The organism is Aliihoeflea sp. 40Bstr573 (assembly GCF_024105655.1).
Classification (GTDB): Bacteria; Pseudomonadota; Alphaproteobacteria; order Rhizobiales; family Rhizobiaceae; genus Aliihoeflea.
Genome location: NZ_JAAAMH010000009.1, coordinates 42,643 through 68,871, shown reverse-complemented (window position 1 = coordinate 68,871; position 26,229 = coordinate 42,643). Strand labels below are relative to the sequence as shown.

Annotated in this window: 26 protein-coding genes; 17 read left to right on the top strand and 9 right to left on the bottom strand. The window is 63.4% G+C overall.

Translation table 11 applies throughout. The features are described from left to right. Window positions 1-17: 17 nt before the first annotated feature. The gene (locus GTK01_RS12775) at window positions 18-1,109 is read right to left on the bottom strand and encodes a TRAP transporter substrate-binding protein (RefSeq protein ID WP_252926276.1); all 1,092 of its coding nucleotides are present in this window, start codon (window positions 1,107-1,109) and stop codon (window positions 18-20) included. 102 nt (window positions 1,110-1,211) lie between these two features. Continuing rightward, complete coding sequence (locus GTK01_RS12770) at window positions 1,212-3,341, bottom strand: molybdopterin-dependent oxidoreductase (RefSeq protein WP_252926275.1); 2,130 nt, start codon at window positions 3,339-3,341, stop codon at window positions 1,212-1,214. 100 nt (window positions 3,342-3,441) lie between these two features. On the opposite strand from GTK01_RS12770, the gene GTK01_RS12765 reads away from it, so the two are divergent. The 4 genes from GTK01_RS12765 to GTK01_RS12750 all read left to right on the top strand — a co-directional run bounded on the left by GTK01_RS12765 (window position 3,442) and on the right by GTK01_RS12750 (window position 6,116). Beyond that, complete coding sequence (locus tag GTK01_RS12765; protein WP_252926274.1) at window positions 3,442-4,302, top strand: 23S rRNA (adenine(2030)-N(6))-methyltransferase RlmJ; 861 nt, start codon at window positions 3,442-3,444, stop codon at window positions 4,300-4,302. Between the two features lie 58 nt (window positions 4,303-4,360). Further along, window positions 4,361-4,810, top strand: coding sequence for a hypothetical protein (locus tag GTK01_RS12760; protein ID WP_252926273.1), 450 nt, complete (start codon window positions 4,361-4,363; stop codon window positions 4,808-4,810). Beyond that, on the top strand, window positions 4,782-5,447 hold the full coding sequence (locus tag GTK01_RS12755; protein ID WP_252926272.1) for a ribonuclease T2: 666 nt from the start codon (window positions 4,782-4,784) through the stop codon (window positions 5,445-5,447). Before GTK01_RS12760 ends, GTK01_RS12755 begins: the two co-directional genes overlap by 29 nt. Before the next feature lie 72 nt (window positions 5,448-5,519). Then, window positions 5,520-6,116, top strand: a complete 597-nt coding sequence (locus GTK01_RS12750; RefSeq protein ID WP_252926271.1) for a glutathione S-transferase family protein — start codon at window positions 5,520-5,522, stop codon at window positions 6,114-6,116. A 57-nt stretch (window positions 6,117-6,173) separates the two neighbouring features. On the opposite strand, the gene GTK01_RS12745 is transcribed toward GTK01_RS12750, so the two are convergent. After that, window positions 6,174-6,839, bottom strand: a complete 666-nt coding sequence (locus GTK01_RS12745; protein WP_252926270.1) for an outer membrane protein — start codon at window positions 6,837-6,839, stop codon at window positions 6,174-6,176. 443 nt (window positions 6,840-7,282) lie between these two features. Between GTK01_RS12745 and GTK01_RS12740 the strand changes: the two genes are divergently transcribed. The 5 genes from GTK01_RS12740 to GTK01_RS12720 all read left to right on the top strand — a co-directional run bounded on the left by GTK01_RS12740 (window position 7,283) and on the right by GTK01_RS12720 (window position 11,527). Next, window positions 7,283-8,059: an SDR family oxidoreductase gene (locus GTK01_RS12740; protein ID WP_252926269.1), complete on the top strand. Its 777-nt coding sequence runs from the start codon at window positions 7,283-7,285 to the stop codon at window positions 8,057-8,059. Between the two features lie 74 nt (window positions 8,060-8,133). Then, window positions 8,134-10,116 carry an excinuclease ABC subunit UvrC gene (gene uvrC, locus GTK01_RS12735; RefSeq protein ID WP_371924349.1) on the top strand — a complete coding sequence of 661 codons (1,983 nt, stop codon included), beginning with the start codon at window positions 8,134-8,136 and terminating at the stop codon, window positions 10,114-10,116. Window positions 10,117-10,220: 104 nt separating this feature from the next. Further along, on the top strand, window positions 10,221-10,811 hold the full coding sequence (gene pgsA, locus GTK01_RS12730; protein ID WP_252926267.1) for a CDP-diacylglycerol--glycerol-3-phosphate 3-phosphatidyltransferase: 591 nt from the start codon (window positions 10,221-10,223) through the stop codon (window positions 10,809-10,811). Further along, window positions 10,808-11,059, top strand: a complete 252-nt coding sequence (gene moaD / locus GTK01_RS12725) for a molybdopterin converting factor subunit 1 (RefSeq protein WP_252926266.1) — start codon at window positions 10,808-10,810, stop codon at window positions 11,057-11,059. The genes pgsA and moaD overlap by 4 nt, the downstream gene beginning before the upstream one ends. A gap of 3 nt (window positions 11,060-11,062) precedes the next feature. After that, window positions 11,063-11,527, top strand: coding sequence for a molybdenum cofactor biosynthesis protein MoaE (locus GTK01_RS12720; protein ID WP_252926265.1), 465 nt, complete (start codon window positions 11,063-11,065; stop codon window positions 11,525-11,527). A gap of 174 nt (window positions 11,528-11,701) precedes the next feature. Here the strand turns inward: GTK01_RS12720 and ndk are convergent, their stop codons facing one another. Continuing rightward, on the bottom strand, window positions 11,702-12,124 hold the full coding sequence (gene ndk / locus GTK01_RS12715; protein WP_252926264.1) for a nucleoside-diphosphate kinase: 423 nt from the start codon (window positions 12,122-12,124) through the stop codon (window positions 11,702-11,704). A gap of 78 nt (window positions 12,125-12,202) precedes the next feature. Next, a complete protein-coding gene (locus GTK01_RS12710; protein WP_252926263.1) occupies window positions 12,203-12,895 on the bottom strand; it encodes a glutathione S-transferase family protein in 693 nt (230 codons plus the stop codon). A gap of 68 nt (window positions 12,896-12,963) precedes the next feature. Here GTK01_RS12710 and GTK01_RS12705 point away from each other — a divergent pair, with 68 nt between their 5' ends. After that, window positions 12,964-13,476 (top strand): DinB family protein, encoded by a 513-nt coding sequence (locus tag GTK01_RS12705; RefSeq protein WP_252926262.1) that lies wholly within the window; start codon window positions 12,964-12,966, stop codon window positions 13,474-13,476. Window positions 13,477-13,717: 241 nt separating this feature from the next. Beyond that, window positions 13,718-14,347 carry a hypothetical protein gene (locus GTK01_RS12700; protein ID WP_252926261.1) on the top strand — a complete coding sequence of 210 codons (630 nt, stop codon included), beginning with the start codon at window positions 13,718-13,720 and terminating at the stop codon, window positions 14,345-14,347. A gap of 198 nt (window positions 14,348-14,545) precedes the next feature. Here GTK01_RS12700 and GTK01_RS12695 read toward each other — a convergent pair whose 3' ends face one another. After that, window positions 14,546-14,953 carry a hypothetical protein gene (locus tag GTK01_RS12695; RefSeq protein ID WP_252926260.1) on the bottom strand — a complete coding sequence of 136 codons (408 nt, stop codon included), beginning with the start codon at window positions 14,951-14,953 and terminating at the stop codon, window positions 14,546-14,548. 150 nt (window positions 14,954-15,103) lie between these two features. Between GTK01_RS12695 and GTK01_RS12690 the strand changes: the two genes are divergently transcribed. Next, complete coding sequence (locus GTK01_RS12690; RefSeq protein ID WP_252926385.1) at window positions 15,104-16,981, top strand: ABC-F family ATP-binding cassette domain-containing protein; 1,878 nt, start codon at window positions 15,104-15,106, stop codon at window positions 16,979-16,981. Next, on the top strand, window positions 16,978-17,784 hold the full coding sequence (locus GTK01_RS12685; protein WP_252926259.1) for a crotonase/enoyl-CoA hydratase family protein: 807 nt from the start codon (window positions 16,978-16,980) through the stop codon (window positions 17,782-17,784). The genes GTK01_RS12690 and GTK01_RS12685 overlap by 4 nt, the downstream gene beginning before the upstream one ends. Window positions 17,785-17,793: 9 nt before the next feature. Here the strand turns inward: GTK01_RS12685 and GTK01_RS12680 are convergent, their stop codons facing one another. Genes GTK01_RS12680 through GTK01_RS12670 form a run of 3 tightly spaced genes read right to left on the bottom strand, consistent with a single transcriptional unit; the run spans window position 17,794 to window position 20,178 of the window. After that, window positions 17,794-18,213, bottom strand: a complete 420-nt coding sequence (locus GTK01_RS12680) for a lipoprotein (protein WP_252926258.1) — start codon at window positions 18,211-18,213, stop codon at window positions 17,794-17,796. A gap of 17 nt (window positions 18,214-18,230) precedes the next feature. Beyond that, the gene (locus GTK01_RS12675) at window positions 18,231-18,680 is read right to left on the bottom strand and encodes a DNA polymerase III subunit chi (RefSeq protein ID WP_252926257.1); all 450 of its coding nucleotides are present in this window, start codon (window positions 18,678-18,680) and stop codon (window positions 18,231-18,233) included. A gap of 7 nt (window positions 18,681-18,687) precedes the next feature. Further along, window positions 18,688-20,178: a leucyl aminopeptidase gene (locus tag GTK01_RS12670; protein WP_252926256.1), complete on the bottom strand. Its 1,491-nt coding sequence runs from the start codon at window positions 20,176-20,178 to the stop codon at window positions 18,688-18,690. Between the two features lie 255 nt (window positions 20,179-20,433). Between GTK01_RS12670 and lptF the strand changes: the two genes are divergently transcribed. The 4 genes from lptF to GTK01_RS12650 all read left to right on the top strand — a co-directional run bounded on the left by lptF (window position 20,434) and on the right by GTK01_RS12650 (window position 26,199). Beyond that, window positions 20,434-21,618, top strand: coding sequence for an LPS export ABC transporter permease LptF (gene lptF, locus GTK01_RS12665; RefSeq protein WP_252926255.1), 1,185 nt, complete (start codon window positions 20,434-20,436; stop codon window positions 21,616-21,618). Continuing rightward, a complete protein-coding gene (gene lptG / locus GTK01_RS12660; RefSeq protein ID WP_252926254.1) occupies window positions 21,615-22,703 on the top strand; it encodes an LPS export ABC transporter permease LptG in 1,089 nt (362 codons plus the stop codon). The genes lptF and lptG overlap by 4 nt, the downstream gene beginning before the upstream one ends. Beyond that, entirely contained in the window at window positions 22,703-25,159 is a 2,457-nt protein-coding gene (locus tag GTK01_RS12655) for an LPS assembly protein LptD (RefSeq protein ID WP_252926253.1), read from the top strand. The genes lptG and GTK01_RS12655 overlap by 1 nt, the downstream gene beginning before the upstream one ends. Before the next feature lie 107 nt (window positions 25,160-25,266). Beyond that, window positions 25,267-26,199, top strand: a complete 933-nt coding sequence (locus tag GTK01_RS12650; RefSeq protein WP_252926252.1) for a peptidylprolyl isomerase — start codon at window positions 25,267-25,269, stop codon at window positions 26,197-26,199. Window positions 26,200-26,229 lie beyond the last annotated feature (30 nt).

Below are 26,229 nucleotides of genomic sequence, written 5' to 3'. Positions count from 1 at the left end.
CGCTACCCCTCCAAGCCTCAGAGCTTGAAGTATTGCTCCCGCGCCCGGACGAAGGGCGTTTCGGTCAGTTCCGTCTTGCGCCGCACGATCGCCAGAGCGCCGATGAAGCCCTCCACGGCACGAGCTGTCAATTGGTCACCGTCGCGCAGCGAATTGATCGCCTCCGCAGCCGCCTTCGCTCCCGCCTCGAGGATGTCCTCCGGAAACTGGCGGACCTGCACGCCATGCTCACTGACCAACGTCTCTAACGCCCGCGGATCATTTGCTGCAAAATCCGATGCGATCTCGTCATGCTCGGCCTGAGCCGCCAGTCTGATGATCGCCTGCAAGTCCTCGGGAAGCGCCAGATATTTGGACTTGTCGATCGCCAATTCGGCGGTCAGCGCGGGCTCTATGAAACTGGGGAAGTAGTAGTTCTTGGCGATCTGGTGAAAACCCAACGCAAGATCGTTATAAGGCCCGACAAATTCGGCCGCATCGAGCGTACCCGATTGAAGGGCCTGAAAAATCTCGCCCGCGGCCATGTTCGTCACTGAAGCGCCTAGCTGCTGCCATACCCTTCCGCCAAGGCCGGGCGTTCGAAAGCGCAAGCCCTGAATGTCCGCGACGCTCGTCAACTCGTTGCGAAACCAGCCGCCGGCCTGCGTTCCCGTATCGCCGGCAAGGAAGCCCTGAACTCCGAACTGATCGTAGATGTCGTCCCAAAGCTGCTGGCCGCCCATATGGCGGATCCACGCCGACAACTCCCTCGACGTCATGCCATAGGGAACCCCGGAAAAGAGCGACAAGCCGGCGCTCTTGTTCTGCCAGTAGTACGAAGCACCGTGACTCATTTCAGCGTTGCCGTCGATGACGGCATCAAGCGACTGAAGCGCCGGAACGAGTTCGCCCGCGGAAAAGACCTGAATCGTCAGCCGCCCGCCCGAAGCCTGCGTGATGCGGTCGGCCAGGCGTTGCGCGCCGACACCTTGCCCCGGAAAGTTCTTTGGCCAAGCCGTGACCATCCGCCATGTCTGAGTGTTTTGAGCGATGGCGGGCGTTGCCAAGGCGGTCGCGCCGGCAGCCACGCTGCCAGCCGCCAGACCGCCCAAAAACGAGCGTCGTTGCATGTCATCCTCCCAGATGTTGCGGCGATCAATCGGGCGCCGGCAATACACGGCCACCTCCTGACCGAGCAGTCATTACCGCATAGGAAGGACGTCAATTCAACCCTAGGATGTCGCAGGCGGCACGGCGGGTAGTGCCGATCGCAACCAGACCTTGGTGTCGTGGAAGGCGGCGCCGCCATAGGGGGCGGCGGCGTCGGAACCGGTCAGGACGTTGATGCCCTCACCGCGCTCGTGCGAGGCGTTCGGCCAGATGCCTTCGGCGATGACCACGCCGCGTTTCACGCCGTCGAAAAGCTTCGCGTTCAGAACGACTTCGCCGCGCTCATTGCCAATCTCGATGCGGTCGCCGTCGGCAATTCCAAGGGCCGCCGCGTCATCCGGATGAAGCATCAGCTCGGGACGTCCCTCGCGCTTGCGCGAGGTCGGCATTTCGGTGAAGGACGAGTTCAGGAAGGACCGTGCCGGCGAGGTCGCCATGCGGAACCGATGGGCCGGATCGGCGCTCTCGATCAGGTCGACATGGTCCGGGAACACCGGCAAATCATTGTAGCGCCCCATGAGACCGATCGATTTCGGCGGTTTTGCCGGCGCGACGGTGCCCGTCCAGTCCGGCTTGAAGCGAAATTTGCCACCCGAATGGCCGAATCCACGAATGAAATGCCCCGCTTCGAAATCGGGCTGCATGTCGGCCCAGCGCTCTTCGGAGAAAGTTTCGAAGGTTCCAAGGCCACGCTTTTCGAGCATGCGGTCGATGTGTTGGCGCTCGGTGAGGCCGAAGCCGGGCAAGTCGGCGATACCGAGCCGCTTTGCCAATTCCTCGATGACGAAATGGTTCGTCTTCGGGCCTTCCGGCGCGTCGACAACCTTTGGGCCGAGCACGATGTGGCTCTGCCCGCCCCCCCGATAGATGTCGTCATGTTCCAGAAACATGGTCGCGGGAATGACGACGTCGGCGAGCATCGCCGTATCGGTCATGAAATGCTCGTGGACGGCGGTGAAAAGGTCGTCGCGCAGGAAGCCCTTCTTCACCAACCGCTGCTCGGGCGCCACATTGGCCGGGTTGGTGTTCTGGATCAGCATAGCGGTGACAGGCGGGCCGCCGTTGAGCGCGGAAGGATCGTTGGTCAGGATCGCGCCGATCCTGGACTGGTCGAGATGCCGGATTTTTGGGTCGAGAAAGCGGCGGCCCTCGAGCTCGGTCTTGTCGAGCTTGAAGATGTCCGAATTGGAGTGGAACGCGCCGCCGCCCTCGTACTGCCAGGCGCCAGTGACCGCCGGGATGGAAAGCGCGGCATGCATGTTGGCCGCGCCGTTGCGGCTGCGGGTAAAGCCGTAGCCTAAGCGGAAGAAGGTGCGCTTCGTCTCGCCGACGAGGCGCGCGAAGGCTTCGATCTCGGCGACCGACAGGCCTGTGATGGCGGCCGCCCATTCCGGCGTTCTCGTCGCCAGATGCGCTTCGAGCCCTTTCGGATCGTCCGTGTACTTGTCCAGATAGGCTCGGTCGGCAAAGCCGTCGCGGAAGACGACGTGCATGACAGCGCAGGCGAGTGCGCCGTCGGTGCCAGGCTTCAGGATCAGCGCCAGATCGGCCTGCTTCATGGTCGCGTTGTCGTAGACGTCGATGACGACGATCTTCGCGCCGCGCTCCTTGCGTGCCCGAACCGCGTGCGTCATCACGTTGACCTGCGTGACGACGGCATTGGTGCCCCAGATCACGACGCAGTCCGACTTCGCCATCTCGCGTGGATCGACGCCGGTCAGGCTGCCAGCCCCCATGACCCAGCCGGTCCAGGCAAGGTTTGTGCAGATCGTATCGAAGAAGCCGGAATATTTCTTCGCGTGCCGCAGGCGATGGATGCCGTCGCGCTGAACGAGGCCCATGGTGCCAGCGTAGTAGTAAGGCCAAACGGATTCCGAGCCGTGACCTGCCTCCGCCAGCTCGAACTTTTCGGCGATCAGGTCGAGCGCGGCCTCCCAACTCGCCTCCTTCCACTTGCCATCACCCTTTGCGCCGGCTCGCACAAGCGGCTTTAACAGACGTTCGGGGTGGTGAATGCGCTCGGCGTAGCGCGCGACCTTGGCGCAGATGACGCCGGCCGTGTAGCTGTTCTCTTTCGCGCCATGCACACGGCCGATCTTGCCGTCGACGACTTCGACGTCGAGCGCGCAGGTGGACGGACAATCATGCGGGCAGGCCGAATGGCCGATGCGAACGGGAGCGTGCTGGTTCATGCCGCGGAACCTAGCCGAAATCGTTTCCAGCGTGTAGGCCGTGGACCCAACAAAAGGATTGATCCACCATGCGCGTCGACGCGATCGATCGGACTGAAACGTGAACTACCGCCACATCTACCATGCCGGCAATTTCGCCGACGTGGTCAAGCACATCATCCTTGCCCGCTCCATCGAGTACCTGAAGCGCAAGCCCGGCGCCTTCCGCGTGATCGACACCCATGCCGGCATCGGCGTCTACGATCTGTCGTCGGAAGAAGCGCAGAAAACCGGCGAGTGGAAAGATGGCATCGGCCGGCTGCTCGACGCCGACTTGCCGGAAGAAGTAGCGGCACTGATCGCGCCCTATCTCGACGCCGTCCATGCGACCAATCCAGCCGGCGGCCTTACCCGCTATCCCGGATCACCTGCCATCGCGCGCCATCTGCTGCGAGGCCAGGACAGGCTGACGGCTATCGAGCTTCATCCAGCCGATGCCGAAACGCTGAAGACGCGCTTTGCGCGCGATTTCCAGACGCGCGTGATCGAACTCGACGGGTGGCTGGCGCTGGGCGCGCATCTGCCGCCAAAGGAGAAGCGCGGTCTGGTCATCGTCGACCCGCCATTCGAGCGCGAAGGCGAGTTCGACCGGCTTGTGGAGGGGTTGATGAAAGCCCACAAGCGTTGGCCAGGCGGGACCTACCTCCTGTGGTATCCAGTCAAGAACCGCAAGGCGGTCGCGGCCTTCCGCGATGCCCTTGGCGGCGCGGGCATCGCCAAGATCCTCGACGTGTCGCTTGACATTCGCGCACCGGGCGTGACGGAACGGCTCGACGGGACAGGGCTGATCGCCGTCAACCCGTCCTACCCGCTCGAAGCGGAGATGAAGACGGTTCTGCCGGTGCTCGCGCAATTGCTGGGCGATGGCAAACAGGCAACATGGCGGACCGAATGGCTTGCGGGCGAGCGCGCACCATCTTGACCGAATTGCGGCAGTGACGGACATTGCCGACTCATTGACCGCCTTCGGGAGAACTTCCATGGCCATTTCGCTTCGCCGGGCCGGCGCTGCATTCTTCACGGCACTTTCTATTCTCGCCGGCGGTATGACGCATCAGGCGGCGACTGCGGACATGGTCCGCGGCGTCTATGTGAATGATCCGGGCGTTTGCGCCAACGACAAGGTGCTCGGCGCGATCACCAGGAAATTCGCCTATCAGGTGCGCCATGTGCCCCACCTTCCTATGGTCGACATTGTCGAGTTCCGACAGATACGCGAGAACCGCTATCTGCCCTCGCGTCCCGACTGGCCGATCGAGCGCCGCTACTGCATCGCCGACGTGCATCTGACCAACGGTCATACCCGCGACGTCTGGTATCTGATAGAGCGTCCTATGGGGTTCGCCTCCATCGGAAGCAATGTCGAGTTCTGCGTGCTCGGCTTCGACCGCTGGAAGGTCTATGGCGGCAATTGCCGCGTCCTGCGCTGATCGTCATTTGGGCGTTCGCCTGACCGGGCTTCTCGCCGCTGCCATGATGCTTGCGGGCTGCGGCAATGAAGGCCGCGTCGATAATGCGGCGCCTTTCGACTTCTACGTCCTCTCCCTCTCCTGGTCCCCGAGCTATTGCGAGAGCGAGGGCGGCAATGCCGATCCGCAGCAATGCAGCGCGGAGCGCGACCTCGCCTTCGTCGTCCACGGTCTTTGGCCGCAATTCGAGGATGGCTGGCCTGAATTTTGCGACGAGAACACGCGCAATCCATCCCGCTCCCAGATCAATGCCATCGACGAGATCATCCCCTCCGACGGATTGATCCGCCATCAATGGCGCAAGCACGGGACCTGCTCCGGTCTTTCCGTTGACGATTATTTCGACACGACCCGCACGGCATTCGAAAAGGTGAGCTTGCCGGAGTTGGAGAAGCGCCGCGTTTCAGCTGAAAGCGTGCGGGCCGCGTTCATCGAGGCGAACGACGGCCTGCCTGCCGATGGGCTCGCGGTGACCTGCGACAGCGGCCTTCTGCGCGAAGTGCGCATCTGCATGACGACGGAACTCGACTTTCGCGCCTGTCCGCAAGTGGCGGAGCGTTCCTGCCGCCAGCGCGACCTGCGGCTGCCAGCGCCCTGAACGAGATGTCATTGCCCGTACGGTGCTGCTCGCATAGCTTGTCGGCAACATATTCGCCTGGAGGTTCCGTGAATGCCGAGACTGCTTTATTCGCCCGCTTCACCTTATAGCGCCAAGGTGCGCATGGCGGCCGTCCATACGGGCTACAAGCTCGACGCCGAAATAGTCGATACAAATGCCGACCCCGACATACTGTTGAAGGCGAACCCGCTCGGCAAGATTCCATGTCTCGTCACCGACGACGGCCAAGGCATTCACGACAGCCGCGTCATCATGCAGTTTATCGGCCGTGAGACCGGCAACACGCTCTATCCGCGCAACTCTGCCAAGCGGCTGGAGGCAGAACGGCTTGAAGCGATCGCGGACGGCATTTGCGACTGTCTGCTCGCGCATGTCTACGAACGCCGGTTTCGACCCGAGGAAAAGATTCACCTGCCGTGGCTCGAACGGCAATGGTCGAAGGCGACGCGCGCGCTCGACGAACTCAATGAGAGCCCTCCGAAGCTGACGAAGAAGATCACCGGCGGGCACATCGCGTTGCGCGCCACGCTCGGCTATCTGGCGCTGCGATTCGACGGCCAGTGGGAGCGCGGCCGGGCCAGGCTGACCCGCTGGGCCAAGCGTTTCGACGAACGATTTCCCGACATTGCGGCTCAACTGCCGAAATAGCACAAACAAAAAGGCCGGCGAAATCGCCGGCCTTCCTGCATCCCGTCAGAGACTGAATTAGAACTTCACACCAAGACCAACCGAAACGCGGTGGTTGTTGGAGTCGAAGTCGGCGTTGTTGACGCCCGGCAGTGCGTAGTCCTTCGAGCCGTAGTCCGTGTAGCGGTACTCGAGGCGGCCGAAGACCTGTTCGGTCAGCTTGGCGTCGACGCCGGCGCCCACGGTGTAGCCGAGCGCGACGTTGGTGTCGCGGTTGCCGGCGTTGTCCGTGATGCGCTGACGCTCGGCGGCCAGACCAGCCGTACCGTAGAGCAGGATGTCTTCGGTGACCGTCACACCGGCGCGGCCGCGGAGCGAGCCGTCAACCGTCGTGCGCGAGTTGAAGAGCGCCGCGTCGCCATCGACGTCCGAGTAGTTGATGTCGGCTTCAGCACCGTAGACGAACGAGCCGTTCTGCACGTTGAAGCCGCCGAACGCACCACCCATCCAGCCTTCGGTTTCGGCAGTGTCACCGTTGAACTCGTTCTGGGTTTCACCGTTGAAGCCGTAGCCGAGGCTGATACCGGCATAGGGGCCGGACCAGGTGTTGACCGGGGCCATCTCCATCGGCGCAGCCGGTGCCGGCGGCTCCTGGTAAACAACGTCAGCAGCGAGAGCGGGCGCCGAAGCGAGGACGGCAACGCCGAGCGCGAGAGCAGCGGGGCGGTAGAAACGATTATTCATTTTTATAACTCCTTAGCCACGAGAACCAGTACTCGGTTCCCGACTTCGAGACAGACGCTGAAACCCTTACGGGAGGCAAATGGTTCCAAGCGTCGACCGAGGCGAATTTCGTTTCGAATTGCGGCTGAACCCAAACTGAAAATGGGTCATTCCCTGGCTGCAATATGGCTGCAATGTGACGTTGCATTCGTGCCACAGTGGGCCAGCAGGCATTCTGGTAACCCTTTGTTTACTATAAGATAAGTGCGTGACGCACAAGAGCGGGGGCGCAAGCGGGCGCGAGCAGGCTTCAACTTGATGCCCGATTTTCCCGAGGCGGAAGGTGCCCGCCACGATCAAACACGCCAAGCAGGATGGAGGCGGGAAAGCCGCGTGAGCGGTCTTCTGCTTTGAGCTTGCGCCGCCTATATGTTGGGCTCCCTTCCCGGCAACATGAACGGATGATGCAGACCACACCCCACGTCCCGCGCCAGGTCGCGCTTGTCACGGGCGGCGCACAGCGTATCGGCAAAGCGATCGTCGAAGATCTGGCCGCCCACGACTTTGCGGTCGCGATCCACTGCAACGGCTCGCGCGAGAGCGCGGATCGGCTGGCGGACGACCTGTCGCGCCAGGGCGCCCGTTGCGCGGTCGTTCAGGCTGATCTCGCCGATCGGAGTGCCGTCGCCGGATTGATCGAAGCGGCGCAGATGAAACTCGGGCCTGTGACCCTGCTCGTCAACAATGCGTCGATCTTCGAGGACGATGCCGCAACCGATTTTGAATGGGTTGTTTGGGGCCGCCATTTCGCGGTCCATCTCGAGGCGCCGACCATGCTCGCTCGGAAACTGGCCGAACGCCTGCCTGCAGGAAGCGAGGGACTGGTGGTGAACTTGATCGACCAGCGCGTCTGGCGTCTGACGCCGCGCTTCTTTTCCTACACCCTGTCGAAGTCGGCGCTCTGGACGGCGACCCGCACGCTGGCGCAGGCTCTTGCTCCGAACGTCCGGGTCAATGCGATCGGCCCAGGCCCCACGCTTGCCAACGAACGGCAGAACGCAGGCGATTTCCAGGCCCAGGTCGACGCGCTGCTTTTGAAGCGTGGGCCTGACCTTGCCGAATTCGGCCGCACGATCCGCTGGCTGTGGGACGCGCGCTCCGTCACCGGGCAGATGATTGCGCTCGATGGCGGGCAGCATCTCGCCTGGGAAACGCCAGACGTTGCAGGTGTCGCCGAATGAAGCCACCGGTCCCAGACAAAGGAACGACGGCGTTGAAGCGTGCCGAGCGCTCAAACGGCGACGTCGCGGGCTACATGCCCAATGGCGATGACGAGGATGAAGGCGAGGAGACCGAAGCCGAACCCCAGGCGGCGGTCGTCGATCTCGGGATCGAGTGGGAGAGCGACCGGGGCGACGCCGAGGGAAAGACCGGTATCGACGTGATCCAGACGCTGGTCAAGCGTCTGCCAAATTCGCCGGGCGTCTACCGCATGATAAACGCCGCTGGCGACGTGCTCTATGTCGGCAAGGCGCGCAGCCTGAAGAAGCGCGTGACGAACTATGCGCAGGGCCGCGGTCACACCAATCGGATCGGCCGAATGGTGCGCGAGACGGCGCACATGGAATTCGTCGTCACCCGGACCGAGATCGAGGCGCTTCTGCTCGAAGCGAATCTGATCAAGCGCTTGCGGCCGCGCTTTAATGTCCTGATGCGGGACGACAAATCCTTTCCGTACATTCTCCTGACCCGCGACCACCCCTCGCCCGGAATCTTCAAGCATCGCGGCGCGCGATCGAAGAAGGGCGACTATTTCGGCCCCTTCGCCTCGGCGGGCGCGGTCGGGCGCACGATCAACTCGCTCCAGCGGGCCTTCCTCTTGCGGACCTGCACGGATTCCGTGTTCGAGAGCCGCACGCGGCCGTGCCTTCTCTATCAGATCAAGCGTTGCTCGGGCCCCTGCACCGGCGAGGTGTCGAGGGCCGACTATGAGGAGCTCGTCGACGAAGCGAAGGCCTTCCTGTCAGGCAAGTCGTCCAAGATCGTCGCGGAGATATCGAAGGCGATGCAGGACGCCTCCGCCGAGCTCGATTTCGAGCGGGCGGCGATCTACCGCGACCGGCTGTCGGCGCTCTCCCACGTCCAGAGCCATCAGGGCATCAACACCCAGTCGACCGAAGAGGCCGATGTTTTTGCCATCCATCAGGAAGGCGGACAGAGCTGCATCGAGGTGTTCTTCTTCCGCACCGGCCAGAACTGGGGCAACCGCGCCTATTTCCCGAAGGCCGATCCCTCGATCGAGGCGCCCGAGGTTCTGGGCGCTTTCCTGGCGCAGTTCTATGACGACAAGCCGATCCCGCGCACCATCCTCCTGTCCCAAGGGGTCGAAGAGCAGCAGTTGCTGGCCGAGGCCTTGGCAACGCGCGCGGGACGCAAGATCACCGTGATGGTGCCGCAACGCGGCGAGAAGAAGGATCTGACGGACCACGCGTTGCAGAATGCACGGCAGGCTCTCGGGCGGCGATTGGCAGAGACTTCGTCGCAGGCCCGGCTTCTGCAGGGGCTGGCCGAAGCGTTTGCCCTGCCGGCTCCGCCCCGGCGCATCGAGGTGTTCGACAATTCGCATATCATGGGCACCAATGCCGTCGGCGCGATGATCGTGGCGGGGCCGGAAGGCTTCGTGAAGAACCAGTACCGCAAGTTCAACATCCGTTCGACGGAGATCACGCCGGGCGACGATTTCGGGATGATGCGCGAGGTGATGGAGCGGCGATTCTCGCGTCTGATCAAGGAGAACGGCGTCCCGGACCGAACGGTCGAATCCGACAGCGACGAATTTCCAGCATGGCCGGACCTTCTGCTGATCGATGGCGGACAGGGGCAGCTTTCGGCGGTGCGCAAGATCCTCGGAAATCTCGGCATCGCAAATGCGGTGACGACGATCGGTGTCGCCAAGGGTGTCGATCGCGATGCCGGGCGCGAGCGCTTCTTCATACCCGGCCGCGAGCCGTTTTCGCTGCCGATGCGCGATCCGGTGCTGTATTTCGTCCAGCGCCTGCGCGACGAGGCGCATCGCTTCGCGATCGGCTCGCACAGAGCAAGGCGCAAGAAGGAGATGGTGCGCAATCCGCTCGACGAGATCGCCGGCATAGGCCCTGGCCGCAAGCGCGCGCTGCTGCACCATTTCGGCACCGCCAAGGCGGTCAGCCGAGCAGGAGTGGATGATCTGATGTCGGTCTCGGGCATCTCGGCGGCGGTCGCCAAGACGATCTACGACCATTTTCACGAGAAGGGGTGACGGCGCGCGATCCGCACGATACGAACCGGCTGCTTGACTTGCTCCGCACCACCCGCGAACGTGCCTTGGAACGGTGCAGTTCGATGCAGAAACAACAGGCTTTCATGTCCAGTCGCGCATTCAATATTCCGAACATCCTGACCTATGCGCGCATTGCGGCGGTGCCTCTCGTCGTCCTGTGCTTCGTCCCGGACCACCAGCCGCAGGCGACGGATTTCTGGCGCTGGACCGCTTTCACGCTGTTCGCAGTGGCAAGCCTGACGGATTTCCTCGACGGATATCTCGCGCGCATCTGGGACCAGACGTCGAATATCGGAAAAATGCTCGACCCGATTGCGGACAAGCTGCTCGTTGCGGCCGCGCTTCTTCTCCTGGCAGCCGAGGGTACGATCGGCGAGTGGTCGTTGTGGGCGGCAATCATCATTCTGTGCCGCGAAATCCTGGTGTCGGGCCTGCGCGAGTATCTGGCCGCGCTCAAGGTTTCCGTGCCGGTCACCCAGCTTGCCAAGTGGAAGACCACGATCCAACTCGTGGCTATAGGCTTTTTGCTTGCCGGGCCCGCTGGCGACAAGGTCCTGCCCTACACCACCGAGATGGGTTTGACGCTGCTGTGGGTTGCCGCCATTCTGACGCTCTACACTGGCTACGACTATTTCCGCGCCGGGCTGAAGCACGTCATAGAGGAAAGAGCATGAAACTGATCTATTTCGCCTGGGTGCGCGAACGCATCGGCGTCGCGGAAGAGGATGTCGAACTTCCGGCCGAAGTAAAGACAGCGGGCGACCTCCTCAATTGGCTGCGCGCGCGCGGCGACCGCTATCTTGAAGCGTTGCAGGACCCGAAGGTCATCCGCGTCGCGGTCAACCAAGAGCATATCGACCATCGCGAGCCGATTGCCGGCGCGCGCGAGATCGCGCTTTTCCCGCCGATGACGGGAGGATGAGGCGTGAGCGACGCCTGTGTCATCCATGTAAAGGTCCAGGCCGAAGCCTTTGACACGGCAGCCGAAATCGAAGTTGCGAAGGCGGCTGGCAGGCAAGTTGGCGCCGTGGTGACCTTCAGCGGTGTCTGCCGCGACGAAAGCGGCCGTCTCGCCGCCCTCGAACTCGAACATTATCCAGGCATGGCCGAGGCCGAGATCGGTCGGATCGCGACCGAGGCCGCCGGTCGCTGGCCCGTCACCAGCCTGACCGTGATCCACCGTCACGGCAAGCTTTCTCCCGGCGAGGACATCGTCCTCGTCGTCGCCGCGTCCGCACATCGGCAGGCGGCATTTGACGCCGCATCCTTCCTGATGGACTTCTTGAAGACCAACGCCCCATTCTGGAAGAAAGAGCATCCGGCCGACGGCTCGTCCGGCGCTTGGGTCGAGGCCAAGGCGGACGACGACGATGCAGCCTCGCGCTGGTAATCGCTCCTAACCCCGGCGATCGCGGCGGCAATTCACCAGTCATCTGGTAGCGCGCCGCTAGTTCGGTTGCTGTCTGCCGCGCAGCCGTTTCTTGTCAGCGCATAAAAAAAGCCGCGGCGCTGGCCGCGGCTTTCTCGAATTCGAGAGCTTCAACGCGCCCGCGCCGAAACTGAATCAGCCAACGATCTCGGTGTCGGAGAACCAGTAGGTAATTTCCTGCGCAGCGGTCTCCGGCGCGTCCGAACCGTGAACCGAGTTCTCGCCGATCGACAGGGCGTGGACCTTGCGGATCGTGCCCTCGTCGGCATTCGCCGGGTTGGTCGCGCCCATGACTTCGCGATTCTTCAGAATCGCATTCTCACCTTCAAGGACCTGAACGACGGTCGGCCCGGAGGTCATGGTGTCGACGAGCTCGCCGAAGAAGGGGCGATCCTTGTGGACGGCATAGAAGCCTTCGGCCTCACGGCGGCTCATCCAAACGCGGCGCGATGCAACGACGCGCAGGCCGGCGTCCTCAAGCATCTTGGTGATGGCGCCGGTCAGGTTGCGCTTGGTCGCATCCGGCTTGATCATGGAAAAGGTGCGTTCGATCGCCATGTCGGGTCTTCCTCAATTTTTTTGGGGGAGTGATTGGATGCGCGTCTATACCGACCTCGCCCCGGGATGTGAAGAGGGCTACGCGGCGGCGGGAACCTGGCGTCCGAGACCGCCGTGGAGATCGAGGCAGCGGTCGAGCCAGTCGCGGATCGGATCGTCCGTCGCGAGGAACTCGTAGTTGGAGACGACGCGGACCCACTGGAACGCGCCCGCCACGATGTAGTCCGTGAAGAGCGGCCCTTCGCCACCCAGGAACGGCTGCATCGCCAAGGTGGAGCGCAGCGGCTCGAGGCTGGCACGGAAAGCGGGCCGCCGCTCGTCGCGGGTCAGGGGAATTTCCTCCAGCTTCTTGCCGAAGCGCGCCTCGCGGCTCTTGCGGAAATGCGCCTGGTCGGCCGGATCGAGCCGGTCGTAGATGTCCATGATCGCGGCCTGCGCCAGATACGGGTGGAGACCGAGAAACGCCCACCGCTCGATGAAGCGCGCTGCAGCTTCGCCGCCGGGCCCGTCGAAGAGCGTGGGCCGGTCGGGATAGCGGCGCTCGAGATCGAGTGCGATCTCGAAGGAGTCGCCGACGGTGCGTCCGTCCTCGCGAATGACCGGCACCGTCTTGTGCTTGCCGCCCTCGACACCGGCCACGGCGGTGAAAGGTGTCGGCACGCGCTCGAACGGAAGGCCCTTGTGCGCCAGTGCGAAGGCGACCTTCCAGCAATGCGGGCTGAACGGACGGGTGGGGTCGGACCCGACGAGATCATAAAGTAGAACGGTCATTGATGTCGCACCTCTCCGGCGTATAAGCGTGCCGATCTATGCCTGCGACGAGAGCGGTTGCCAACCCGATGAAACAGCATTTTTCCATGTTCGCCGCCTACAATGCCTGGGCCAACCGACTGATCTTCGACGCTGCTGCCAATTTGAGCGAGGACGCGCTTTGGACCGATCTGGGCCTCGCCTTCACCTCGCTCGGCGGCACGCTCAACCATGTGCTGGTCGCCGACCGCATCTGGATGAAGCGCTTCACCGGCGAAGGCGCGGCGACCAAGCGGCTCGACACCATTCTCTTTCGCGAGATCGGCCCGCTTTGGGACGCGCGCGAAACTGATGACGAGCGCATCGTGCGCTACGTCGCCGACCTGACCGACGACGATCTCGCCGGGCGCTTCTCGTACATTACCGCAACCGACATGCGCACCATCTCGCAACGCCTTGCACCAGCACTCGCGCATTTCTTCAACCACCAGACGCACCATCGCGGACAGGCGCATGCGGCCCTTACCCGGCTGACGGGCAAGGCTCCCTCGCTCGACCTCATCTATTTCCAGCGCTCGGAAGGCGGTCGAAATTTTGCATGAGCAAGCTGAGGCTGCATGCAATACCCGCATAGCGAGAGCTCAATGCCCGTATAACGGGCATTTTGACTGGCACACTATTGATCGTTATTCAAAATTTTCCATATTGGTATAGTATATCTAAGTAACATACTATATTTGATATCTGATTTTACTGTGAATGTTGCAACCTTCCTCTGAGTTATCCGTATGATTTCCATGGTCGGTTCCCGCCGATCGAAACAACGGGAAGAGGAGACGACAAATGCAGTTCGAATTCAGACAGATCACCTTGGCACTTGCGGCCAGCAGCGCCCTCGTCTTCGGGAGCGCCGCGCATGCGCAGGTCGGCGCCGGCGTCGGTGTGGGCATAGGCGGCGTCGATGCGGGCGTTGGCGCGTCGGTGGGCGGTGACGGCGTGGGTGTCGGTGCCGGGGCGTCCGTTGGCGGCGCGGATGGCGTCGGCGTTGGCGCAGGCGCCGGGATCGGCGGAGGCTCGGGCGTCGATGCGGGCGCAGGTGCCAGCGTTGGCGGTTCGGATGGCATTGGTGCCGGTGTCGGCGCCAGCGTCGGCGGCGGTTCGGGCGTCGACGCAGGCGCGGGTGTCGGCATTGGCGGCTCCAGCGGAGTCAACGCTGGCGTTGGCGCCAGCGTCGGCGGTGGTTCAGGCGTCAATGCCGGCGCTGGCGCGAATGTCGGCGGACCCGGCGGCGTGGATGTCGGGCTGGGGGCATCGGCATCGGTGGCGGGAGCACCGGCGGTGGACCCGGCGGGCCGGGAGGACCGGGCGGTCCGGGCGATCCGGGCGGCAATGGCGGCGGCGCGGGACCTGGCACTGGCCCCGGCACCGACGACACCGAAACCGGGAGCGTCTCTCCAGGACTCGGCAGCATGAACGCAGCGGAGATCGCGCGGCTCAGCCGCCGCTGCGTTGACGTCCTGGCCTCGCCCGGTGTCTACGACCGGGCGCTGGTCGATCTGTGCAACATGGTTCAGACAGCAACGCGCTAGCCTGCCGGACACGCCTCTGCGGCGCACCCAGTACCAGACTCCGACAAAAGGAGCGCCGGCGCGTGCTGGCGCTCCTCGTTTGTCAACTCACCGCAAGCGGGCCGCGAGGCATTTGCCGCTCGCGCGCCAGGGCGAAAACAATGAAAGCGAAGATCGCCACGCCGAGGAAGGCGATCAGCGACGATATAGCGACAAACGGCTCCGCTACCGCATTGCCCTGTAGCAACAAGTAGAGCGACGGCACCATGATCGCGACGCCGAGCGTGTAGACGCCAAACTGGATCATGGCGAGCCGCTGTGCCGCCTTCTCCTTGTTGAGCGCGTAATAGGTGCCGAACAGAGCGCTCGTCACCCAACCGAGCAGGTTGGTATGCGCATGAGCGCCGATGACATTGTGATTGCCCGAAATCGACATCTGCAGTCCCATGCCGATGCCGATCAGAAGAAACAGAATCGCCACCTTGAAGAAGAGCTGCGAAACCTGTGGCATTGCAATTTACCCCTCTTTGACTTGTCGTTCGTATTGACGACACTCAAGCATAACATATTCGTGACCACGGCGTCCTTGGTTGCTATGATCTAGCTCGCTTGCGGCGCCCTCTTGCGCGCGATGCAATGGCAGTCCAAACACCTCACCATCATGCTGGTTCTCGACGACATCTCGCTGCGCATCGCCGGTCGGCTTTTGATCGACCACGCGACGCTCTCCCTTCCCGCAGGCGCCAAGGCCGGACTCGTGGGCCGAAACGGCACCGGCAAGACGACGCTTTTCAAGGCGATTACCGGCGAATTGCCCACCGAAGGCGGGTCGATCAACCTGCCGAAGAACACGCGCATCGGCCATGTGGCGCAGGAAGCGCCGGGAACGGAAGAAGCGCTGATCGAGATCGTGCTGAAGGCCGACAAGGAACGTGCAGCGCTGTTGCGCGAGGCAGAGATGGCGCACGATCCGCACCGGATCGCGGAAATCCAGACGAGGCTTGCCGATATCGACGCGCATTCGGCCGAAGCGCGCGCGGCGACCATTCTGGCCGGCCTCGGCTTCGACGAGGCCGCGCAGAAGCGGCCGGCCTCGTCCTTTTCCGGTGGGTGGCGCATGCGCGTCGCGCTCGCCTCGGTGCTTTTCGCCGAACCGGATCTGCTGCTCCTCGACGAACCGACGAACTATCTCGATCTCGAAGGCACGCTCTGGCTCGAGAACTACCTGTCGCGCTATCCGCACACCGTCCTGCTGATCAGCCACGACCGCGACCTGCTCAACCGGGCAGTCTCCTCGATCGTGCATCTGGAGAACAAGAAGCTGACCTACTGGCGCGGCGGCTACGACCAGTTCGCGCGGCAGTATGCCGAGCAGGCCGAGTTGCAGGAAAAGTCGCGCGTCAAGCAGGAAGCCCACCGCAAGCACATGGAGGCCTTCGTCGAGCGCTTCCGCTACAAGGCCTCGAAGGCCCGGCAGGCGCAGTCGCGCCTGAAGGCGCTGGAGAAGCTGAAGCCGATCGACAGCTTCATGGGCGAGAGCGTGCGGCCCTTTACCTTCCCCGAACCGGAAAAAACCGTCGCAGCACCGATCATCGCGATCTCGGGCGGTTCGGTCGGCTACAAGCCGGGAAAGCCCGTTCTGTCGCGCATGTCGCTTCGGATCGACGACGACGACCGCATCGCCCTCCTGGGGGCGAACGGCAACGGCAAGTCCACCTTCGCCAAGCTGCTCTCGGGCCGCCTGCAGCTCGAATCGGGCACGATGACGATCGCGCCGGGCCTCAAGGTCGCCATCTTCGCCCAGCACCAGCTCGACGATCTGCGGCCGGAGGAAAACGCGATCGAACATGTGCGCCGGCTGATGCCGGATGCGCCCGAAGCCAAGGTGCGGGCGCGGGTCGCCCAGATGGGGCTGGTGACGGAGAAGATGCTGACGCCCGCAAAGGACTTGTCCGGCGGCGAGAAAGCGCGGCTCCTGATGGGCATCGCCGCCTTCGACGGCCCGAACCTTCTCATCCTCGACGAGCCCACCAACCATCTCGACATCGACAGTCGCGAGGCGCTGATCCACGCACTGAACGACTATTCCGGCGCGGTGATGGTCATCAGCCACGACCGGCACCTGATCGAGGCGTCGGCGGATCGGCTGTGGCTCGTCAAGGACGGCCGGGTCGGCCCCTTCGACGGCGACATGGCCGATTACCGCCAGGTGGTCACGGGCGGCTCGTCCGACCGACGCGAGAAGCGCGAAACGGACAAGGCGTCGAAGGCCGACAAGCGGCGCGAGGCCGCGCAACGGCGCGCCGCGCTCGAGCCGCTTGCCAAGCAGATCAAGGCGACGGAAGGGCTGATCGAGCGCACGCGCAAGCGGATCGAGGCGCTTGACGCCGAACTCGCGGTGCCGACACTTTACGAGCGCGATCCGGGCAAGGCGGCAAAACTGGCCAAGGAGCGCTCAGACCATGTCGCCGCGCTCGACCGGCACGAGGAAATGTGGCTCACCTTGTCGAGCGAATATGAAGACGGAACGGCGGCATGACCATCCGGACCGAGCGACGGGGCGCAGTCACCATCGTCACGATCGACCGGCCCGAAGCGCGCAATGCCGTCAATCCGCAGATGGCCGAGGCGCTGTTCGCCGCCTTCACTGAATTCGATGCCGACGACAGTCAGAGCGTCGCGATCCTGAATGGCGTGCCCGGCGCATTCTGCGCGGGATTCGACCTGAAGCACGCGGCGGGAGGCGTCGATGACGTCTGGTTCGCAGAACATGCGCTCGACGCAGATTCCGACGGCGTGAACGACCGGCCACGCAAGGGGCCGATGGGGCCGACGCGGCTTGACCTGTCCAAGCCCGTCATCGCCGCAATATGCGGCCCGGCAGTGGCGGGTGGCATGGAGCTGGCGCTGTGGTGCGACCTGCGCGTCATGGAAATGTCCGCTTATATGGGCGTCTACTGCCGGCGCTGGGGCGTTCCTCTCATCGACGGCGGCACGGTTCGTCTGCCGCGCATCGTCGGTCACGGCCGCGCGATGGACCTGATCCTGACCGGCCGAAAGGTCGAGGCCGAGGAGTGCCTTGCCATCGGCCTTGCGACGCGGCTCAGCCCGGATGGCGGCGCGCTCGATGCAGCGCTCGAACTCGCCGATACACTGACGCGGTTTCCGCAGGGCTGCATGAGGGCCGACCGGCGGTCGGTCATCAACCAGTGGTCCCAGTCCGTGCCACGCGCTCTTGCTGGCGAATGGAAGAGCGCCGGCACCTTCCGCGCGGAAGGCGCTTCCGGCGCAGCCCGGTTCGCGTCCGGCAAGGGACGCGGCGGCGATTTCGGTGATATCTGACGCGTCAAGTCAGGGGCAGCGGACCAGCCGCTCGTCATTGCGTTCGGTGCGGTCGATATAGTTGAGTTCGAGCTTTTCTTCGTCTGGGACGAAACGCACGCGTTCGGTGACGTCCTCCGCACCATTCGATCCGGTGCATTCGAGCGTCACGAGCCACCCTTCCCCGTTCACTTCAGGAGTGGTCATGCTGCAGGCGTAGTTGCGCGATTCCAGCTTCTGTTCGCCGATCGTGATGACACGGCTCGTGCCATCGGCCGAGCAGAAGGCGGAGTCACGCGCCCAGCGGCCATAGATGTGGCCCACGCCCGGCTGCGTTTCCACGACCGGAGCGGCCGCCTCGGCCGTCTGTGCAATCGGCGCTTCGCTGCCGCAGCCTGCAAGGCCAACGATAGCGGTGAGAAGAGCGAGAGCGGATAGACTTCTATTCATGACGCCAGAACTCTTGCTCAAGCCTTGCGTTCCCAGCGCCTGTCCGCTGTTTGCTGCCAATAGGTGACAGTGTGACTTTCTTGCCTCAGTCGTTTCCAGCTCTCTCGCGCCTTGCGAAGCTGATCGTCGTCGTGGCCGTCGAACATGAAGACCGCTCTCTCATAGGCCGTAAGGTCGGGCGCCTCGGCGCCGTCGACCATGAAGCGGATCTGCGCGCCATTCGCGTTGCCCGTCGTGACGGTGAGCAGGACCGGGTTCTCCGGCGCGTGGGGTTCGGTGTCGACCGCATGCGCCAGAAAGGATTCGTCGCGAAACGTCCACAAGGCCGCGTCAAGCGCGTCACGACGCTCCGCGCTTCCCGTCTGGACAACGGCGTTCCACCCCCGCTCGACCGATTTCTCAAGAAGCGCAGGCAGTGCTTCCTCCAGCGTCGATTCGGTCAGGTGATAAAACAGGACTTCCGTCAAGCGCGCTTCAGCCTTCGTAGTGGTCGCGAACGAGGCGGTCGAGCAGCCGTACGCCATAGCCCGATGCCCAGGTCTGGCTGATCTCGTTGGTGGGCGATCCCATGGCCGTGCCCGCGACGTCGAGATGCGCCCAAGGCGTATCCTTGACGAAGCGCTGGAGGAACTGCGCCGCGGTGATCGCGCCGGCATGGCGGCCGCCGATATTCTTCATGTCGGCGTTCTTCGAATCGATCAGCTTGTCGTAATCGGGCCCCATCGGCATGCGCCAGACCTTCTCGCCCGTCGCCTGGCCGGCCGCGAAGAGACGGCCGGCGAGGTCGTCGTTGTTGGAGAAGAGACCTGCGTGATGCTGGCCGAGTGCGATCAGGATCGCGCCTGTCAGCGTCGCCAGATTGATCATGAAGCGCGGCTCGAAGCGGTCGTTGCAGTACCAGAGCGCGTCGGCCAGCACGAGGCGCCCTTCGGCGTCGGTGTTCAGCACCTCGATGGTCTGGCCGGACATGGACGTGACGATGTCGCCGGGGCGCTGCGCCTTGCCGTCGAGCATGTTCTCGACGAGGCCGATAATGCCGACGACGTTGACCTTGGCCTTGCGGGCGGCGAGCGCATGCATGAGGCCGGTAACGGCTGCCGCTCCGCCCATGTCGCCCTTCATGTCCTCCATGCCGGCCGCCGGCTTGATGGAAATGCCGCCCGAATCGAACACCACGCCCTTGCCGACGAACGCCACTGGCTTGTCCTTGGCCTTGCCGCCATTCCACTTCATGATCACGAGACGCGCGGGGCGTTCCGAACCCTGTGCGACGCCGAGCAGCGCCCCCATGCCGAGTTTTTCCATGTCGGCGTCATCGAGAATTTCAACTTCGACGCCGAGGCTCTCGAGTTCCTTCGCCCTGGCGGCGAATTCGACCGGGCCCAGAATGTTGGCCGGCTCGTTGACGAGGTCGCGGGCCAGAAGCACGCCACCGGCGATTCCTTCGAGCTCGGCGAACTTTTTCTTGGCCGCTTGCGGATCGGCGCAGGCGATGACAAAGGCGGTTTCCTTCTCGCCCTCGGCCTCGGCCTCATCCTTGCGAGTCTTGTACTTGTCGAAACTGTAGGCGCGCAGGAGGATGCCCATGGCGAGCTGGGCGGCTTCCACCGCGCTCGCCTCCATGCCGGCGACGTCGAGAATGACGGTCACCTTCTTCGCCTTGCGGCCGGCGGCTTGCACCCCCCCGCCGATCTTGAGCCAGACCTGCTCGTCGAGCGCCGACGGCTTGCCGATGCCGAGCACGACCAGCCGGTCGAGCGTGGTGCCGTGCGGGGCGAGAACATCTGCCGAAGAACCGAGCTTGCCCTTGAACGATGCAACCTCGATGGCGCGCGACAGGATGCCCTGGGGGTCATGGCTCGCCGCCGACGGTGCCAATCCGGTTTCCTCGCCGCCCAAGAGCACCACGACCCCCTCGGACTGGGCAGACGGCTTGGCGAAGCTGATCACGGGGCGCTGGGACATTGGATATCTTTCATGGCAGAAAACGGAATGGAGAATGGTTGCTTTTGCGGTAGAGAATCGGGCACCGCATTTCAAGGACAGACGGCTGACCAGCGCCAAAAGAGACAGTCAATCAAACGTTAACCATGCGTGTTTGGCATTTGTTTGCCAAGATGGCGGATTGTATGTTCCACGATCAGGCCAAGCGCTCGCGGCGACGCAACGGCATCATCCATCGCCCTACACTTGCCCCAAAGAACGGATCAATCAACCCGCATGAGAGTGCTCGAAACCTACATCATGCGGCGTACCTTCGCGATTTTCGCGGTAACGCTGTTCTGGGTTCTTGCCATCGTGTGGACGACACAGGTGCTGACCCGCATCAATGTCGTGACCAGCAGCGGCCAGTCCGCCGCGACCTTTTTCGAGATCGCAGCTCTCGTCCTGCCCGCAGTGATCCCGATCGTAATCCCCTTCGCGGTCGGCATCGCTGTCGCGCAGACGCTTGCCACGATGAACACCGATTCGGAACTGATCGTGATCACCGCGGCGGGCAGCCCGAAGACCACTATCCTTCGGCCGATCCTGTTCATTGCCGTCGCCGCGTCCATCGCCTCCTTCGCGATCGAGAACGGCGTCGAGCCGTTTGCGCGCGAGCGACTGCGGATTCTCGTCTCCGAGGCGCGCGCGGACCTGCTCACGTCGGTCGTATCGGAAGGAACCTTCCAGACGATCGATGACGGGTTGGTCATACAGATCAGCGAGCGCCTGCCTGACGGCCGCTTTGCAGGCATTTTCGTTGCCGACACGCGCGAGGAAGGAACCGAGTTGATCTACTATGCCGAGACGGGCGCTACGATCGAACTCAATGGCGAGCACGTGCTCGTCATGCAGGACGGCGTCGTTCATCGCCGCAACGCAGCAGGCAACGTCTCGGTCATCCGATACCAATCCTATGCTTTCGACCTCGCCGAATTCGCGCCGGCGACGACGACGATCAGCTACCTGCCAAAGGATCGGACGCTGGGCTTCCTTCTCGATCCCGACCCCGCCGATCCGGTCTACAAGCAAAAGCCCGACGCTTTCACGGCCGAACTGCACCGGCGGCTGACAGACTGGACGTATCCGCTCGTCTTCGCACTCGTCGGCCTTGCCGTGGCGGGTGATTCCCGGTCGTTTCGCGAATCGCGCATCCACCCGCTCATCACGACCATGCTGATCGCCCTGTTCATTCGCTGGGAGGGGTTCATCGCCGGCAATGCGGCCGGCGACAACCTGGCCTTCGTGCCGGCGATGTACGCGGTCCCGCTGATCTCGATCCTCGTCTGCGTCTGGGTGATCGCGGCCAACAAGCGGCTCGAGATTCCGACACGCTGGACCGAGCGCATTCAGGATTTCTGGGCGCAGCGCGCGCTGAAGCCGGTCCTGCGCAGGCGATCTGGTGCGGAGGGCGAACCATGATCGGACGCACGCTCGGCAGCTACTTCATGCGGCGCTATCTGGTGATCACCTTCTGGTTCTTCACCGGCGTCTTCGGCCTGATCTTCATCGTCAATTTCACGGAAGTCTCCCGTCGGGTGGGCGACCTGCCCGACTATTCGCTGTGGTGGGGCGTGACATTTGCCGCCCTCCAGACACCCTTCATCATGCAGCAGGCGGTGCCGTTCATCGCGCTCGTCTCGGGCATCGCGACGCTGATCTCGCTCAACCGCAAGTACGAACTCGTCGTGGCGCGGGCCGCCGGCATCTCGGCGTGGCAATTCCTGTTGCCGATCTGCCTCGGATCGCTGATCTTCGGCCTCCTCGCGGTGCTCGTGCTCAATCCCGTGGCTTCCTTCGGCTATGAGCGCACCCAGTTCCTCGAAGCCGACATACGAGGTGGCAACAGCACCCCTGCAGCCGGCGGAGAAGCGCCGTGGATCAAGCAGCGCGTCGGCGATACCGAAACCTATATCGGCGCCGCCGGCGTGCTCGACGAAGGGCTCCAGCTCGTTAACCCCACATTCATCACGGTGGGTCCAGACAGCGAGGCAATCGCGCGGTTCGACGCCGAACGCGCCTTTCTCAGAGAGGGCGAATGGCAGCTCGACAATGCGCGGCGCACCACGCGCGGCAATCCGCCGGAACTGATGGCAACCGTTTCCATACCGACGAACCTGACGCCCGAATTCGTGCTGGAACGGCTTGCCAGCCCGGAGACGATTCCGATCTTCGAACTGCCGCGCAAGATTGCAGCGGCACGCTCGTTCGGGCTGCCGGCGAACAATTTCGCGATGCACATGCACTCGATACTGGCGATGCCTGCGCTGCTCGTCGCGATGACGCTCATCGCTGCAACAGTGTCGATGCGTTTTGCCCGAATGGGGGAGTCGTCGACCATGATTCTGGGTGGCGTCCTAGCGGGCTTTCTGCTTTATGTCGTGACGGTTTTGGTGAAGGCGTTCGGGAGCGCCGGATTCGTGCCGCCTGTCGCTGCCGCCTGGTTTCCGGTGATCGTCGCGGGCTTCTTCGGGGTGACATTCTTGTTGTACAGAGAGGACGGTTAGTGAGGGGCGTGCTTTCCGGCCTGAGCAGAGCGGTTCGAGCCGAGCGCCTTCTGGGCGCCACGGCACTCGTCGGCGTGATCGCCGCAACGGCCTTGATCTTCCCGACGCATCCCGGCAATGCGCAGTCCGTCGACCTGTCCGCGCAGACCGATCCCAATGCGGACATGCTGCTCGAGGCGGACACGCTGGTCTACGACAATGACCGCAACCGCATCACCGCGGTCGGCTCTGTCCAGATCGACTATGACGGCAATCGCCTCGTCGCTCAGCGCGTCACCTATGACCGGGCGACCTCACGCCTGATCGCGAGCGGCGGCGTCGAAATCATCGATCCGGACGGCACGCGCTTCCAGGCTGACGAGATCGATGTCACCGACGATTTCGCGGACGCGTTCGTGCGCACGCTGCGCGTCGAGACGCCTGACCGCGTCTATTTCGGCGCGGACAGCGCGGAGCGGCGCGGCGGCGCTGTGACGGAGTTCGACCGCGGCGTCTACACGGCTTGCGAACCTTGCGAGGAAAATCCCGACAAGCCGCCGGTTTGGAACATCAAGGCGCAGAAGATCATCTGGAACGGCGAGACGAAGACCATCCGCTTCGAGCGCGCGCGGTTCGAGTTGCTCGGCGTGCCGCTCGCATGGGTTCCCGCATTCGAGATCGCCGACCCCACGGTGAAGCGCAAGAGCGGCTTCCTGTTCCCTTCCTTCGGGAGTTCCGAGAACATCGGTACGTTCGTGAACGTGCCTTACTATTTTGCGCTCTCGCCGACATACGACCTGACGGTGACGGCCGGCGGATATACGCAGCAGGGCTTTCTCGCCCAGGCCGAGTGGCGCCAGCGCTTCGACAATGGGCAGTACAATCTGAGGATTGCCGGGATCTCGCAACGGGACCCCGATGCTTTTGGGGTCGACACCGTCGATGCGCAGGAGACCGGTCGCGCGCTTATCGCCACGCGCGGCGCCTTCACGATCAATCCGCGCTGGAGCTTCGGCTGGGACGTCCTGGCCCAGACCGACAAGAATTTCGGCTATACCTACAATATCGAGCAGGCAAACGCCTACGATCAGCGCTCGCAGGTCTACCTGACCGGGCTCGACGGCCGCAATTTCTTCGATCTGCGCGCCTATCACTTTACGAAGCAGGAAGCCGTTCTCGACTCCAACGCCGGCGCCGCATCCCCCCTTCAGCCCTTCGTCCTACCTTCGTTCGATTACAGTCTGACGCCCGATGCGCCGATCGCGGGTGGAGAACTGACGATTGACGTCAACAGCCAGGCGTTGTGGCGCGACCGCTTCGACGGCCGTGGGCGTCTTGGACAATCGTTCGATCACGATGGAAACCTGATATCGCCGACTGGGCGCGGGCTCGATGGCGGCTCGGGACGTCTGACGGCCGAAGCCGAATGGAAGCGGACGTTCATCACCGGCGGCGGTTTGCTGATCACGCCATCGCTGCACGCCCGCCAGGACGCAATCGGCGTCCACTTCGGCGATCAGGCTGCCGAAGGTGTCGCAAACGTCGCAAACTTCTATGGCAACAACCTCAACCAGAGCGTCTCCACCGACATCCGCTCGGCTTATTACCGCTCGATGGTCACGGCAGGGCTCGAAACGCGTTGGCCCATCCTGTTCTCGACCTCGAGTTCCACGCATGTCTTCGAGCCGATGGGTCAGGTCTTCGCGCGGCCGGATGAGCCCTACGGCGACACGCTCGGCATTCCGAACGAGGACGCGCAAAGCCTCGTGTTCGATGCGACGAACCTCTTCGAGCGCGACAAGTTCTCCGGCTATGACCGGATCGAGGGCGGCACGCGCGCCAATCTGGGCATCCGCTACACCGGCGATTTCGGCGGCGGCTGGGGCGCGAACGCAATCATCGGCCAGTCCTACCACTTGGCCGGCACCAACCCCTACGCCTCGCCGGACCTCGTCTATGCCGGCGCCCATTCCGGCCTCGAAGACGACGTTTCGGACTATGTCGGCATGCTGGGTCTCAGCACGCCGGTCGGCGTGTCGCTAGCCGCAGGTGCGCGACTCGACAAGGACGATCTCGAAATGCGGCGCACCGATCTCGCAGCAAGCTATTCGACACCCGCCATTTCGATTTCGACACAATATTCCTTCATCGACGCGCAGCCGAACTATGGGTTCAGCCCGACACCGGAGAATCCAACGGGAACGAGACAGGAGATCCGGGTCGGCGGGTCGGCGCAGGTCCACGAATACTGGCGCGTCTTCGGAAACGCGACGTTCGACCTTAACACCAGCAACATGGTCCAACGCGGCATTGGCTTCGCCTATGACGACGATTGCTTCGGCATCAACTTCACGGCTTCCGAAACGCGCGGCAACATCAACAACGAAGTCCTCTCGCGTGACTTCGGCGTGACGATCTCGCTGCGGACGCTGGGTGATTTCGGCCGCTCGACCAGCAACGGCACGACCACGTTCTGACGCCGCGCAGTTCTCTCCACGGGCCGTTGACATCGTTTTGCCCAAGATGCACTTCAGGGGCTTGCCATTCGCAAGTGCGGCTTGCGCCCCGACAGGAGGCTAGACGAATGAAGACATTGCTGCTTTCGGCCAGCATCGCCCTCGCCATCGCCCTCGGCTTTGCGGCTCTGCCCAACGCGGCATTCGCGCAGGCGAGCGAAGTGCGCTACATCGTCGACAACACCCCGATCACCAGCTACGATATCCAGCGCCGCGCCGCTTTCTTGCAGCTGCAGCGCCGCGGCGGCGGTCAGCAGGCGGCTGCCCAGGAACTGATCGAGCAGACGCTGCGCCGCAACGAGATCCGGCGCCTCAACATCAACATCTCCGAGGAAGACGTCGCGCAGGCCTATCAGCGCTTTGCGAGTTCGAACAACATGTCGACCGCACAGATGGATCAGGTCATGTCGCAGACCGGCGTGACGAAGCAGCATTTCCTTGAATTCATCCGCTCGCAGATGGGCTGGAGCCAGGCGCTGGGCGCCCGCGCCCGGCACGATCAGGGCAGCCGCGTCAGCGAGCAGGACGCGGTGCAGCGTATGCTGCAACAGGGCGGCGAAAAGCCCGTCGCGACCGAATACATGCTGCAGCAGGTGATCTTCGTGGTGCCGGCCGCCGAACGCGGCGCACGTCTTGCAACGCGCAAGCGCGAGGCCGAGGCCATGCGCGCACGCTTCCAGGGCTGTGATTCCACTCGTGAGTTCGCCAAGGGTCTGATGGACGTGACGGTGCGCGATCTCGGCCGCGTGCTCGAACCGCAGCTGCCGCCCGAATGGGCCGACCCGATCAAGTCGATCTCTGCGGGCAACGCTACCGTGGTGCGCGAGACCGACCGCGGCGTCGAGTTCATCGGAATCTGCAGCGCGCGTGAAGTCTCCGATGACACGGTCGCGCAGGCGGTGTTCGAGGCCGAAAACCTTGGCAACAGCGAAGATTCCGACGCGCTCAGCAAGAAGTACACGGCCGAGCTGCGCGAACGCGCCCAGATCGTCCAGCGATAGGAAGAGCACTGGCGCTTTGCGGCGCTGAAA